This window comes from Streptococcus infantis, assembly GCF_047460875.1.
GTDB lineage: Bacteria > Bacillota > Bacilli > Lactobacillales > Streptococcaceae > Streptococcus > Streptococcus infantis_AA.
The window spans coordinates 17,850-32,841 of sequence record NZ_JASHFI010000002.1 but is presented as its reverse complement, the minus strand read 5'-3'; the positions used below and the strand labels follow the sequence as shown (position 1 = coordinate 32,841).

7 protein-coding genes are annotated in these 14,992 nt (G+C 41.8%); 6 read left to right on the top strand and 1 reads right to left on the bottom strand.

Annotated elements, in window-relative coordinates; translation table 11 throughout:
* Window positions 1-13: 13 nt before the first annotated feature.
* Window positions 14-8,995, top strand: coding sequence for an SIALI-17 repeat-containing surface protein (locus tag QM887_RS02160; RefSeq protein ID WP_414270280.1), 8,982 nt, complete (start codon window positions 14-16; stop codon window positions 8,993-8,995).
* A gap of 175 nt (window positions 8,996-9,170) precedes the next feature.
* Here the strand turns inward: QM887_RS02160 and QM887_RS02155 are convergent, their stop codons facing one another.
* Window positions 9,171-9,584, bottom strand: coding sequence for a DUF6556 family protein (locus QM887_RS02155; RefSeq protein ID WP_414270279.1), 414 nt, complete (start codon window positions 9,582-9,584; stop codon window positions 9,171-9,173).
* Between the two features lie 136 nt (window positions 9,585-9,720).
* On the opposite strand from QM887_RS02155, the gene QM887_RS02150 reads away from it, so the two are divergent.
* The 5 genes from QM887_RS02150 to QM887_RS02130 all read left to right on the top strand — a co-directional run bounded on the left by QM887_RS02150 (window position 9,721) and on the right by QM887_RS02130 (window position 14,987).
* Window positions 9,721-10,863: a cysteine desulfurase family protein gene (locus tag QM887_RS02150; protein ID WP_414270278.1), complete on the top strand. Its 1,143-nt coding sequence runs from the start codon at window positions 9,721-9,723 to the stop codon at window positions 10,861-10,863.
* 8 nt (window positions 10,864-10,871) lie between these two features.
* Window positions 10,872-12,086 (top strand): tRNA uracil 4-sulfurtransferase ThiI, encoded by a 1,215-nt coding sequence (gene thiI, locus QM887_RS02145; protein ID WP_049503008.1) that lies wholly within the window; start codon window positions 10,872-10,874, stop codon window positions 12,084-12,086.
* A 135-nt stretch (window positions 12,087-12,221) separates the two neighbouring features.
* On the top strand, window positions 12,222-13,046 hold the full coding sequence (locus QM887_RS02140) for an alpha/beta hydrolase (RefSeq protein WP_414270277.1): 825 nt from the start codon (window positions 12,222-12,224) through the stop codon (window positions 13,044-13,046).
* A 21-nt stretch (window positions 13,047-13,067) separates the two neighbouring features.
* Window positions 13,068-13,808, top strand: a complete 741-nt coding sequence (locus tag QM887_RS02135; RefSeq protein WP_414270276.1) for an esterase family protein — start codon at window positions 13,068-13,070, stop codon at window positions 13,806-13,808.
* A gap of 12 nt (window positions 13,809-13,820) precedes the next feature.
* Complete coding sequence (locus QM887_RS02130; RefSeq protein WP_414270275.1) at window positions 13,821-14,987, top strand: ATP-grasp domain-containing protein; 1,167 nt, start codon at window positions 13,821-13,823, stop codon at window positions 14,985-14,987.
* The last annotated feature ends 5 nt before the right edge of the window (window positions 14,988-14,992 follow it).

Genomic DNA, 14,992 nt, shown 5'->3' with positions numbered 1-14,992 from the left:
AAACAGGAGAAAAATGGGAAAACACTTATTTGAGAAACGGTGTCATTACAGTATTCGTAAATTTACGATTGGTGCAGCTTCTGTCATGATTGGTGCCAGTATCTTTGGTGCCGGAATGGTTCAAGCAGCAGAAAAAGAAGTTCCTGTAGAAACTGAGGGAGCAGTAACACAGGTCCAACCACTGGAAAAGTTACCAGCAGATTTAGCATCAGCTATTGATAAAGCTGAAGCAAATGCTGGTGCCATCGAAAATAAAGCCACTGAGGTGGCAACTCAGCCAAATGTAGAAGAAACTCCGAAGAAAGAAGTAGAAACTCCGACAGTTGCTCCCCAAGCTGAAACAAAACCAGTTGCTAAGGATTTAGTTGAAACACCAGATGTCAATCATCTAGAAAAGGCGACTGCAACAGCTTCAAACCATGAAGCCAACACACCATTTACAGCAGAAAAGGCAATTGATGGCAAACCTGATACTCGTTGGGCTACTGATCAAAACGTTGAGAAACCAACAATCGAATTTACACTTGAAAAGACAACTGTAATTAAGCATGTGGAAATTGATTGGGATCGCCGTCTTCGTGGTCAACAAAACGATCCAAATATCAAATCTTGGAATCTCTACTACGCTGGGCAAGATGATGTAAATGGTTCAGGTAACAAAGAATGGAAGTTGGCTCATCAAAGAACAGGAACACCTGTACTTGATGAAAAGGTTGACTTAAAAGAAGCTATCCATGCTAAGTACCTTAAACTTGAAATCACAGACTATCAAGCTGGTACTATGAACTGGAAAAATGTTGGTATCCAAGAGATTCGCGCTTATTCAAATATCCCTGATGCCAGCAAACCGACAGACATTCGCCAAGTTACAGAACTAACAGTTGCCGAAGACGGTAAGTCACTTGTTTTACCGAACTTGCCAGGAAAAGTTAGCTTGATTGGTAGCAACAAACAGGGGGTTGTTGACCTAAATAACAAAATCTACAAACCCTTAACAGACCAAACTGTTAAGGTCATGGTCCAACAAGTCAAGGATACTCATACCTTCACAAAAGAATTTGAAGTCCTTATTAAAGGATTACATGCAGACGAAGGTGTTGGCACTAAACCAGCAGTTGCTCCAGCAGTTCAACAATGGTATGGAACTGAAGGCAAAACTTCTATTACAGCTGATACCGTAATTTCAGTTGGCGATTCTGGATTTGGTCAAGAAGCTAAATTCTATCAGACTGACCTTGAAAGTCGTGGGCTAGAAATCGCTACAGGTGATCAAACAGCTCAAAAACGGATTGAATTTAAAAAGGTTGAAGATAAGGGTTATGGTAAAGAAGGCTATGGTATCACTGTAAAAGATGGTGTTATCACTGTAGAAGCTGCAACCAACGCAGGAGCCTTCTACGCAACTCGTACTCTCCTTCAGATGGGCGAAAATGATTTGCAAAACGGAGAAATCCGTGACTTCCCAAGCTTTAGCCACCGTGGCTTCATGCTAGACACAGGTCGTAAGTTTATTCCTTATGATACTCTCGTGGATATCATGCTTAACATGGCCTACTACAAGATGAACGACTTGCAGTTGCACTTGAATGACAACTATATCTTCTTAAAAGATCATTTAGCAGGGAAAAATCTTACTCCTCAAGAGGAACTGGATTATGTCCTAAAAAATGCTAAGACTGGCTTCCGTGTAGAAACAGATGTTGTTGGTGACAATGGTGAAAAATTAACATCAGACGAGCATTATACTAAGGAAGAAATGCAACAGATCATCAAGTTGGCTAAAGCTTTGCATATCAACCTTGTTCCTGAGATTGACACACCAGGTCACGCTTTGTCCTTTGTTAAAGTTCGTCCAGACCTTATGTATAAAGGCAGTCTTAGTGACTATAGAGGTAAACACAATGTAGAACGTGTGGCTATGTTGGACTTGGATAATAAGTACGAAGAAACTCTTGCTTTTGTTAAATCAGTCTATGATAAATTGCTCGATGGAGAAAATGCACCACTTCATGGTGTCTCAACAGTTCATATCGGAACTGATGAGTACTACGGCAGTAGAGAAAGCTATCGTCGCTATGTCAATGATATGATTCAGTACATCAAAGGCAAAGGCTATACACCACGTATTTGGGGTTCACTTAGTGCTAAACCAGGTGCAACGCCAGTTGATTGGAAAGATGTAGAAGTTGATATCTGGAGTATCGGATGGCAACGTCCAGCTGATGCTATTGCTCAAGGTGCTAAGATTATCAATATCACAGATATTCCAACCTATAGTGTTCCTAGTGGAAGCAATAGTCAAGGTGGTTACGGAGACTATGCAAGCTATGAGCGTCAATACAATCGTTGGACTCCAAATGACTTTACAACAGGTGGAGGACCTCGATTAGAAGCATCTAATCCAAACATTATCGGTGGTGGTCACGCTGTATGGAATGACAATATTGACCTTCACGAAACTGGACTTACTTCTTACGATATCTTTAAACGTTTCTTCAAGAGTATGCAGACTACTGCAGAACGTACTTGGGGATCTGATCGTGCGGGTAAAACTTTTGCAGAGCGCACCTTGCCAACAAGTGTTTATGCACCACAATCTAATCCAGATAAGACCGTAGCTGAAGAAGATTTGTTCAAGATTAATCCTGAGACTGTCAAAGATTATCTTGCAAAGAAAGTACAGAAGACTGAAGCAGGTTTGAACTTCGAAAAAGATAGCACTATCGAAGGACTTGTTGGTGATGTTGGTCCGAGTCATGTCTTGAAATTGGATGTCACTGTAACTGGTGATGGGCAACAAACCTTCTCAACTAGCGGAGACAACCAACTTTATCTTGCGGATAAGGATGGCTACCTCGCTTATAAATTTGAACAATTCCATATCCAATTTAACAAAAAACTTGAAAAGAACAAACGTTATCAAATTTCTGTCGTAACCAAACCTCAAGTAACAGAAGTTTATGTAGATGGTGAAAAGGTTGAGCGTATCGCAAATCCAGCTTACCCTCGCTTTGCTCATAATAGTTTGGTTCTACCTCTTGAAACAATCGGTGGCTTCAAAGGAATCTTGCATAGTGCTGAGTTGTCAAATGAACCATTCGTAAATCCACGTTTGATTCCAAATGATAAATTTACAGTTTCTGCAACAAGTCAGGAATTGCCAGGAACCAATACTGAAGGTCCAGTAGAAAAAGCCTTCGACAATGATCCGAATACTTTCTGGCATTCAAAATGGTTTGGAGATCAGGCTCCATTCACTGTTGCAATGAACTTGAAAGCAGCAGAAAAAGTAAATGGTCTGACCTACCTTCCACGCCCAGGTGGAGGCAATGGTGTCGTAACATCTTATGAAATCTATGCTCAAAAAGATGGTCAGATGGTTAAAGTTGCTTCTGGAACTTGGGAAAATAATGCCAAAGAAAAGACAGTTAACTTTGAGGCTATTGAAACAGATAAGATAGAGTTTAAAGTTCTAGAAGGTGTGCGTGGATTTGGTAGTGCAGCAGAGATTCAACTTCTTAAGCCACTTTCTGATAGCAAACCAGAAGAGCCAGTTACTCCAGAAAAACCTGTCACTCCAGAAAAACCTGTCACTCCTGAGAAACCTGTCACTCCAGAAAAACCTAAAGTTGAAGAAGTAAGCGATGGTACAACTGAACTTGCTGATAGCTTTGTAGCTAGCAAACCAGCTAGTGACGACGTAGTTTCTGCAGCAGCACAAAGTCAAGACTATCTCAAGAAAGAATATAAGGTATTCCCAACACCACAAAAAGTAACTTATGGTGAAGGCGTTACGAAACTCCATAAACAAGTAAATCTTGTTATGGGCGATCAGTTAGATATCTATACTCGTAACCGCTTGAAGAGTGTTCTACAAGAACATCAAATTTCATACACAAGCAGTCAAACAGCAGTGGCAGGTGCTACCAACATCTACCTTGGCGTTCATGGACAAAATTCACAAGCTGAAAAAGAAATGCCAAGTCTATCTCAAGGACTCTTTGATAAGATTGATGCCTATGCCTTGTCTATCAAGAATAATACAATCTCTATCGTCGGTAAGGATACAGATGCTGTCTTCTACGGTTTGACAACTCTCAAACACATGCTTAATGAAAGTGAAGCTCCAGTCTTGCGTAATGTAACAGTTGAAGACTTCGCTGAAATTAAGAATCGTGGCTTTATCGAAGGATACTATGGTAACCCTTGGAGCAATGCTGATCGTGCTGAGTTGATGCGTTATGGTGGTGACTTGAAGTTGACCCAATACTTCTTTGCACCAAAAGATGATCCATACCACAACAAGAAATGGCGTGAACTTTATCCAGAAGAAAAATTAGCTGAAATCCGTGAATTGGCGCGTGTCGGAAACCAAAACAAGACTCGTTATGTGTGGACCATTCACCCATTCATGAACAACCGTATTCGTTTTGGCAACGATGCTGACTACCAAAAAGACCTTGAAACCATTAAGGCTAAATTCACTCAATTGATGGATGTCGGTGTCCGTGAGTTCGGTATTCTAGCCGATGATGCTCCAAGTCCAGTTGGTGGCTACAATAGCTACAACCGCTTGATGAAGGACATGACAGATTGGTTGACTGAAAAACAAGCAACTTATGTTGGCCTTCGTAAGGAAATGATTTTTGTCCCAGGTCAGTATTGGGGTAATGGTCGTGAAGATGAGTTGAAATCTCTAAATGAAAATCTTCCAAGTTCAACTTCTATGACCCTTACTGGTGGTAAGATTTGGGGTGAAGTGTCTGAAAGTTTCCTCTCTAACCTTAAGAATAACCTGACTGCAGGAGGTAAGACCTACCGCCCAGTTTCTCTATGGGTAAACTGGCCTGTTACAGATAACTCTAAACAACACTTGATTTTGGGTGGCGGTGAGAAATTCCTTCATCCAAATGTGGACCCAAGCCTCCTTTCAGGTATCATGTTGAACCCAATGCAACAATCTGAGCCTTCTAAGATTGCCCTCTTCTCTGCAGCTCAGTATGCATGGAAACAATGGAAGTCTGAAGAAGAAGCTAAGAAAGTAAATGACATCGCCTTCAACTTTGTTGAAAACGGTAAGTTTACAGATAGCGAAGCATCAGTTGCCTTCCGTGAGCTTGGTAAACATATGATCAACCAAAACATGGATGGTCGTGTTGTGAAGTTGGAAGAATCTGTTGAACTTGCACCGAAATTGGCGGCCTTCATGTCTAAGTTGAAAGCTGGTCAAGATGTCAATGCAGAGCGTCAAGAATTGCGTGCAGAATTTGCTAAACTAAAAGCTGCAGCACAACTTTATAAAGCATCTGGTGACGAAAAGATGCGTGCTCAAATCCACTACTGGTTGGATAATACTATTGACCAAATGGACGCCTTGAGTGCTCTTCTTGATGGTACAGAAGCTATCGAAAAGAACGATTCTGCAAAACTTTGGGATAGTTACTATAAGGGCTTGAAACTCTATGAACAGTCTCAAACCTATACCTTCCACTATGTAGACCATAATGAAAGAGCTGAGTTGGGTGTTCAACATATCCGTCCATTCTTGCTTGGCCTTCGTGAAATCCTTGCAACAGAAGTCCAAAAAGCCTTGCATCCTGACCAAGTGATTAGTACCTTTATCACTAACCGTACAGGTGTAGAAGGTGGACTTGCTGAAGTGACTGACGGAGATTTAGGAACACATGCCCTTATCAAGTCACCAAACAGCATCCAAACTGGTGACTACATTGGCTTGAAATTTAATAAAGCTGTTCCAATTCAAAACTTGACCTTTGCAATGGGAACTCAAGCAAATCCTCGCGATACCTTCAACAACGCTAAAGTTGAGTATCTCAATGAAAATGATGAGTGGGTAACCCTTTCAGAACCAAGCTACACTGGTAATGAGCCTCTGCTTAAATTTGAAAACCTCAACATCAACGCTAAAGCTGTTCGCATGATTGCGACTTCAGATCGTGGAAACACTTGGTTTGCGGTAAGAGAAATTGCTGTTAACCGCCCTGTAGAAGTTACTCGTGCTAAACAGTCAGCTACTGTGACTATCAGTCCAAATCTTATGTACAAGTACAACACAACAGTTGGACAGATTACAGATGGACGTGATAATACTGAAGCCATGCTTGCAAATGCTGATCGAACAGATACAACTCCAGTCGGTGGTTGGGTTCAACTAGACTTGGGTGGAGTCAAACCTGTAACTAAGGTCCGCCTCGTTCAAGGATCAGGAGATAAATTGGCAGAAGGTGTTCTTGAATATTCTGCAGATGGTAGCTCATGGCAAGAATTGGATCGCTTGACTGGTGAACAAACAAAAGAAATCGAAACTCCAATTTCAGCTCGCTACGTTCGTGTTCGCAATACTAAGAACATCAACTTATGGTGGCGTATCGCTGACTTCTCAGTTGAAACACGTGCAGGCAATAGCGAATTGACTGATACAAATGTTGAAAGCCTGAAGTCAACTCCAGTTTATGATAGCCTAGGTCGTTATGACTTGCAAATTCCAAGCGGAACTAAGCTTCCAGCTAATAGTTACTTGGGTATGAAACTTGATCGTCTTCACCAAGCTGAAAGCATTCAAGCACTAGGTATTGAAAATCCATCCCTCAACTTGGAATACTCTCCAAATGCCCAAGAATGGTATCCAGCTGATCAAGTGACTGATAAGTCCTTGGTACGTTATGTTCGTCTAGTTAATAAGACTGATCAAGAACAAGCAGTGACAGCAACATCTCTACTTGTTAAGACAAAAGAAGTTCAACCAACGACACTTGATTCTACATCAATGGGAATCCACCCAACATACGGTCGAAATGACGTTCGTAAGATCAAGAACTTGGATCAATTATTCGATGGTGTTTACAATAATTTTGTAGAGTTTTCTGACTATGCTCGTAAAGACGGTCATATCACCTTGAAACTTGGTAGCGAACGTGATATTAAGAAGATTAGAGCTTACATCCAAGACGGCACTCAAAACTATCTCCGTGATGGTAAGATTCAAGTCAGTCAAGATGGCAAGACTTGGACGGATGTTGTGACAGTTGGTGACGGCCTTGCTAATGAAACACGTGATGACTCCTTGACAGATGGCTGGACACATGATTCTAAGATGCCAGGAAATCGCTATATCGAGGGTGAACTTTCAAGCCCAGTTAAGGCTAACTATCTCCGTGTTCTATTTACAGCAGACTATGATGCTCGTTTTGTAGGCTTCACTGAGTTGGTGATCAATGATGGTGAATTCGTGAAACCAATCAATGACCCAACGGTAGAAGGAAACAGCGGTGAAAGCCAAGGCAACCTTTACACTAATATTGTTGATGGTAAAGTCTTGACAAGCTACAAGGCTGAGAAAGAACAAGGTGAGCTTGTCTACCACTTGTCAGAACCGACAGATGCTAACCATATCCGACTTGTTTCAAGTCTTCCTCAAGGAGTGAAAGCTCGTGTGCTTGCTCGTACTCTGAAAGAAGATAAAGCAGATGCTTGGTCAGAACTAGGTGAGATTACCTCAAGCTTCCAAACATTTGCTGTCAGAGATAAGTCTCCATTATTGGATGTCAAACTTGTTTGGGAAGGTGGCAAACCAGAGTTCTACGAAATGACTACATTCCACCAAGAACTTTCGGAAGAACCAGAGAAACCAGCTCCAACTACAAGTAAGGGTGAAGAAGCAGCACCAATAGTAGAAGTTCCAGAATTTACCGGTGGAGTAAATGGTGTCGAAGCAGCTGTTCATGAAGTTCCAGAGTACACTGAAGCTATTGGAACAGCAGGTGAAGAAGCAGCTCCAGTAGTAGAAGTCCCAGAATTCAAGGGTGGCGTTAACGCAGTCGAAGCAGCTGTTCATGAAGTTCCAGAATACACAGGAGCTATTGGCACAGCAGGTGAAGAAGCAGCTCCAGTAGTGGAAATTCCAGAATACACAGGAGCAATTGGCACAGCAGGCGATGAAGCAGCTCCGGTAGTGGAAATTCCAGAATACACAGGAGTAATTGGCACAGCAGGCGATGAAGCGGCTCCGGTAGTGGAAGTTCCAGAATACACAGGAGTTATTGGTACAGCAGGCGAAGAAGCAGCTCCGGTAGTGGAAATTCCAGAATACACAGGAGTTATTGGTACAGCAGGTGACGAAGCGGCGCCAGTAGTAGAAGTCCCAGAATTCAAGGGTGGGGTTAATGCTGTTGAAGCAGCTGTTCATGAAGTTCCAGAGTACATTGAAGAAAATGAAGCGGCTGATAAAATCCAACCACCAGTAGTAGAAGTCCCAGAATTTACAGGTGGAGTAAATGGTGTTGAAGCAGCTGTTCATGAAGTTCCAGAGTACACTGAATCTATTGGTACAGCAGGTGACGAAGCAGCACCAGTAGTAGAAATACCAGAATTCAAGGGTGGCGTTAACGCAGTCGAAGCAGCTGTTCATGAAGTTCCAGAATACACAGGAGCAATTGGTACAGCAGGTGAAGAAGCTATTCATGAAGTTCCAGAGTTTACTGGCGGAGTGAATGGTGTCGAAGCAGCTGTTCAGGAAGTAAGTCCAGAATTCACAGGCAGTGTCAATGGAGCAGAAGCAGCTATTTATGAAGTTCCAGAGTTTACTGGCGGAGTGAATGGTGTCGAAGCAGCTGTTCAGGAAGTAAGTCCAGAATTCACAGGCAGTGTCAATGGAGCAGAAGCCGCTATTCATGAAGTTCCAGAGTTTACAGGTGGAGTGAATGGTGTCGAAGCAGCTGTTCAGGAAGTAAGCCCAGAATTCACAGGTGGTGTCAATGGAGCAGAAGGAGCAATCCATGAGGTTCCAGAATACAAAGATGAGCAGTCTCTTGTAGCTCTTACTATGTCACAAGATAAGACTTATCAAGCACCTGCAAGTCATCAATACAAACTCCCAGAGACAGGCACTAAAGAAAATGCTGGCCTTGCAGCCGTAGGTCTTGTAGGAGCACTTCTTGGTATGTTTGCTATGGGAAAGAAAAAAGACGACGAATAAGATGATGTAAAAGCATTCGAGTCATAGAGATTGGGCCAAGAAACTAATCTCAATCAAAAAAAGCGGACAAAACTAGTTTTCTGATCTACAGAGACTGGTCTTGTTCGCTTTTTTATAGGCTCGATATTGAATTATGTAAAAAACCAGTGCTGCAATCACTGGTTTTTGGTTATTTTTAGGAAGCCCCACTTGTAGCTGTAGTAGCTGTATCTGTTGCTTGTGTACTAGAAGGAGTGTCAGTTTGCTCTTTTTTACTTGTCGACTCTTCTTTCTTGCTTTCTGCACTGCTACTAGATTGACTTGTTGTTTCTTCTTGTGTGTTTTCTTTTGTAGAAGTATTGTCCTTGTTGGGAGTAGTGTTCTCTTGAGGGGATTCCTTTTGAATCTCTTTTATGACAGTTGTCTGGGTTGTCGTAGTTTCTTTTTTAGAGTTATTATTGTTGTTGTTATTCATAGCATTCATAATGGTGATACTTGCAGTAATCAGCCCTAGAATACTACCGATAGTAGCAATCGTTTTTTGAAAAACAGTAAATCCTTTTTTGATGTGTTCTGTTTTGGGTTTTGATGTTCTACGATAATTAGACATAATATCTCTCCTTTACTAAAATTCATTATACCGAAAATCTTTAAAAAAAACTTAAATGAACCTGAATTGCCTTTCTTGTCGCCTGAACTGTTTCGTGATACAATAGAAGGAGTGATTTTAGAAAGCGTGAGAAACCATGATTTACTTTGATAATTCGGCAACGACTAAGCCTTATCCAGAAGCACTTGAAACCTATATGCAAGTGTCTGCAAAAATTATTGGAAATCCTTCGAGTCTCCATCGTTTGGGAGACCAGTCTACCAGAATTTTAGAAGCTTCTCGTCAGCAGATTGCAGATTTGATTGGCAAGAAAAGCGAAGAAATCTTCTTTACCTCTGGTGGGACTGAAGGAGACAACTGGGTTATCAAAGGGGCTGCATTTGAAAAAGCGCAATTTGGTAAACACATTATTGTGTCAGCTATTGAGCACCCAGCAGTCAAGGAGTCAGCCCTCTGGCTCAAGACTCAAGGTTTTGAAGTGGATTTTGCACCTGTAAATGAAAAAGGATTTGTAGATGTAGCTGCTTTAGAAAACCTACTTCGTCCTGATACAACTCTAGTCTCTGTTATGGCAGTCAACAATGAAATCGGCTCAATCCAGCCTATTGAAGCTATATCAGAACTATTAGCTGATAAGCCAACGATCTCTTTTCACGTCGATGCCGTTCAAGCTTTAGCTAAGATTCCGACAGAAAAGTATTTGACTGACCGAGTGGATTTTGCGACCTTCTCTAGTCATAAATTCCACGGAGTTCGTGGTGTTGGATTTGTCTATATCAAGTCTGGCAAGAAAATTACACCGCTTTTAACTGGTGGTGGCCAAGAGCGTGACTATCGTTCAACAACTGAGAATGTAGCAGGAATTGCAGCAACAGCCAAGGCACTGCGTCTAGCTATGGAAAGATTGGAATTGTTTTCTAACAAAACGAGTCAGATGAAGGAAGTCATCCGTCAGGCTCTTCTTGATTATCCAGATATTTTTGTTTTCTCAGGTGAGGAAGACTTTGCGCCTCATATTTTGACCTTTGGGATTAAGGGGGTTCGTGGGGAAGTCATTGTTCATGCTTTTGAAGACTATGATATTTTCATTTCTACAACATCAGCTTGCTCGTCCAAGGCTGGGAAACCTGCTGGGACCCTGATTGCCATGGGTATTGAAAAAGATAAAGCCCAGTCAGCAGTACGCCTCAGCCTAGACCTAGAAAATGACATGAGTCAAGTTGAGCAATTTTTGACCAAACTAAAATTAATTTACAATCAAACTAGAAAAGTAAGATAGGAGCATTCATGCAGTATTCAGAAATTATGATTCGCTACGGAGAGCTTTCAACCAAGGGTAAAAACCGGATGCGTTTCATCAATAAACTACGTAATAATATCTCAGACGTTTTGTCCATTTATCCTCAAGTCAAAGTGACAGCAGACCGCGATCGTGCCCATGCTTATCTAAATGGTGCCGACTACACAGCAGTTGCCGAGTCACTCAAGCAAGTTTTCGGGATTCAAAATTTTTCGCCAGTATACAAGGTTGAAAAATCTGTAGAAGTTCTGAAATCTGCTGTCCAAGAGATTATGAAGGACATCTACAAGGAAGGTATGACCTTTAAAATCTCAAGCAAGCGAAGCGACCACAACTTTGAGTTAGACAGTCGTGAGTTGAACCAAACTCTAGGTGGTGCAGTATTTGAAGCTATTCCCAATGTACAAGCACAAATGAAAAATCCTGACATCAATCTTCAGGTGGAGATTCGTGAAGAGGCAGCCTACCTTTCTTATGAAACCATTCGAGGAGCTGGTGGTTTGCCGGTTGGAACTTCAGGGAAAGGCATGCTCATGTTGTCAGGTGGGATTGACTCACCAGTAGCTGGTTATCTAGCTCTAAAACGTGGAGTGGATATCGAAGCTGTTCACTTTGCTAGTCCACCATATACCAGTCCAGGTGCCCTCAAAAAAGCCCAAGATTTGACCCGTAAATTGACTAAATTTGGTGGCAATATCCAGTTTATCGAAGTGCCATTCACGGAGATTCAAGAAGAGATTAAGGCTAAGGCTCCAGAAGCTTATCTCATGACTCTGACTCGCCGCTTTATGATGCGCATTACAGACCGTATCCGTGAAGTGCGAAATGGTTTGGTCATCATCAATGGTGAAAGTCTTGGTCAGGTGGCAAGCCAAACCCTGGAGAGTATGCAGGCTATCAATGCGGTGACCAATACACCGATTATCCGTCCAGTTGTGACTATGGATAAGCTAGAAATCATTGACATTGCGCAAGAAATTGATACCTTTGAAATTTCTATCCAGCCCTTTGAAGACTGTTGTACCATTTTTGCGCCTGATCGTCCGAAAACAAATCCAAAGATTAAGAATGCAGAGCAGTATGAAACACGTATGGATGTCGAAGGTCTGGTTGAACGTGCAGTAGCAGGAATCATGATTACTGAAATTACCCCTCAAGCTGAGAAGGATGCAGTTGATGAGCTAATTGACGATCTCCTCTAATTAGAAAACCCAGAAGAATAGAGAAAATAAGTAGAAAAAGTTAGTTTTTTATTCTAAATTTAGACGGAAACTGACTTTTTTTCTATTTTTGTGCTATAATAAGATAAAATTTTGAATATAGAGAGTTTTCTGACAATGAATCAATCCTACTTTTATCTGAAAATGCGAGAACATAAACTCAAGGTTCCATACACAGGCAAGGAGCGCCGTGTACGTGTTCTCCTCCCGAAAAACTACGAGAAAGACACGGATCGAACTTATCCAGTTGTCTATTTCCATGATGGTCAAAATGTCTTTTACAGTAAAGAATCCTATGTCGGTCATTCATGGAAGATCATTCCGACCATTAAACGGAATCCAGATATCAGCCGTATGATTGTAGTGGCCATTGATAATGATGGTCTAGGACGGATGAATGAGTACGCGGCATGGAAATTCCAAGAGTCTAATATTCCCGGTCAACAGTTTGGTGGTAAGGGAGTCGAGTACGCTGAGTTTGTCATGGAAGTGGTCAAACCCTTTATCGATGAAAACTATCGTACAAAGTCTGACCGCAAGCACACTGCTATGGTTGGGTCTTCTCTAGGTGGCAATATTACCCAGTTTATTGGCCTGGAGTATCAGGACCAGATTGGGTGTTTGGGAGTGTTCTCATCAGCCAACTGGCTTCACCAAGAGGCCTTTGATCGCTATATGGAGCGAAAAAAACTATTACCTGATCAACGAGTCTTTATCTATGTCGGGACGGAAGAAGCAGATGACACGGATAAGACCCTTATGGCTGGTAATATTAAGCAGGCCTATATCGACTCTTCCCTTCGCTATTATCATGATTTGATAGCAGGAGGAGTGCAGTTGGAAAATCTCTTGCTCAAGGTTCAGACTGGAGCCATTCACCATGAAGTGCCATGGTCAGAAAATCTTCCAGCTTGCCTACGCTTTTTTGCAGAAAATTGGTAATTAGTATAAAGGAGACAGGATATGCATATTGAACATCTTAGCCACTGGAGTGGTCATCTTAACCGTGAAATGTATGTTAATCGTTACGGACACGCAGGTATCCCAGTGGTTGTCTTTGCTTCCTCAGGTGGTAGCCACAATGAATACTATGATTTTGGCATGATTGATGCTTGTTCATCCTTCATCGAAGAAGGTCGTGTTCAGTTCTTTACCCTTTCAAGTGTAGATAGTGAGAGCTGGCTTGCGACTTGGAAAAATAGTCATGATCAAGCTGAGATGCACCGTGCCTATGAACGATATGTGATTGAAGAAGCTATTCCTTTTATCAAGCACAAGACAGGCTGGTTTGACGGTATGATGACAACAGGATGCTCTATGGGAGCCTATCACGCTTTGAATTTCTTCCTCCAACATCCAGATGTCTTTACCAAGGTAATCGCCCTCAGTGGTGTCTATGATGCTCGTTTCTTTGTTGGAGATTACTACAACGATGATGCTATCTATCAAAATTCACCAGTAGACTATATCTGGAATCAAAATGATGGTTGGTTTATTGACCGATACCGTAAGGCTGAGATTGTGATTTGTACTGGCTTAGGTGCTTGGGAGCATGATGGCCTGCCTTCTTACTACAAGTTAAAAGAAGCCTTTGACAAAAAACAAATTCCTGCCTGGTTTGCAGAATGGGGACATGATGTCGCCCATGATTGGGATTGGTGGCGCAAACAAATGCCATATTTCCTCGGTTACATGAGTCTATAAAAGGAGTCGCATATGAATTATCTTGTAATTTCACCCTATTACCCACAAAATTTCCAACAGTTTAGTATTGAGCTAGCCAATAAAGGAATCACCGTTCTAGGGATTGGGCAAGAACCCTATGAACAACTAGATGAGCCATTGCGCAATAGCTTGACGGAGTATTTTCGAGTTGATAATCTTGAAAATATCGATGAGGTTAAACGTGCAGTTGCCTTTCTTTTCTATAAGCATGGTCCAATTGACCGCATCGAATCTCACAATGAATACTGGCTAGAGTTGGATGCTGCTCTTCGTGAACAATTTAATGTCTTTGGTGCCAAACCAGACGACCTCAAAAAGACCAAGTTCAAGTCTGAAATGAAGAAACTCTTCAAAAAAGCTGGAGTTCCAGTGGTTCCAGGTGCTGTCATTGAAACAGAAGCAGATGTTGACAAAGCTGTGAAAGAAATCGGTCTTCCCATGATTGCAAAACCTGACAATGGAGTTGGGGCAGCCGCAACTTTCAAACTAGAAACAGAAGATGATGTAAACCACTTTAAGGCTGAATGGGACCACTCAACCATTTATTTCTTTGAAAAGTTTGTTACCTCTAGTGAAATCTGTACCTTCGATGGTTTGGTAGATAGAGATGGAAATATTGTCTTTTCAACTACCTTTGACTATGCACATACACCCCTTGATCTCATGATTCACAAGATGGACAATTCTTACTATGTTCTTAAAGATATGGATCCGAAACTTCGCAAGTATGGTGAGGCTATTGTCAAGGAATTTGGTATGAAAGAACGTTTCTTCCACATCGAGTTCTTCCGTGAGGGTGATGATTATATTGCCATTGAGTACAATAACCGTCCAGCGGGTGGCTTCACTATTGATGTCTATAACTATGCACATTCCTTGGATTTGTACAAGGGCTGTGCAGCTATCGTTGCAGGTGAAGCATTCCCAGAGTCTCCGTTTGAAACCCAGTATTGCTTGGCAACATCTCGTCGCGCCAATGCTAACTATGTTTATTCAGAAGAAGACTTACTTGCCAAATACGGTCAGCAGTTTAAGGTCAAAAAAATCATGCCAGCGGCCTTCGCGGAACTTCAAGGAGATTACCTTTATATGCTGACAACTCCGAGTCGACAAGAAATGGATCAGATGATTAAGGACTTTGGTCAGCGTCAGGCTTAAGAGAC

Coding starts and splice junctions, on each gene's coding strand:
- QM887_RS02160 (WP_414270280.1), top strand. CDS start 14: ATGGGAAAACACTTATTTGAGAAACGGTGTCATTACAGTATTCGTAAA.
- QM887_RS02155 (WP_414270279.1), bottom strand. CDS start 9,584: ATGTCTAATTATCGTAGAACATCAAAACCCAAAACAGAACACATCAAA.
- QM887_RS02150 (WP_414270278.1), top strand. CDS start 9,721: ATGATTTACTTTGATAATTCGGCAACGACTAAGCCTTATCCAGAAGCA.
- thiI (WP_049503008.1), top strand. CDS start 10,872: ATGCAGTATTCAGAAATTATGATTCGCTACGGAGAGCTTTCAACCAAG.
- QM887_RS02140 (WP_414270277.1), top strand. CDS start 12,222: ATGAATCAATCCTACTTTTATCTGAAAATGCGAGAACATAAACTCAAG.
- QM887_RS02135 (WP_414270276.1), top strand. CDS start 13,068: ATGCATATTGAACATCTTAGCCACTGGAGTGGTCATCTTAACCGTGAA.
- QM887_RS02130 (WP_414270275.1), top strand. CDS start 13,821: ATGAATTATCTTGTAATTTCACCCTATTACCCACAAAATTTCCAACAG.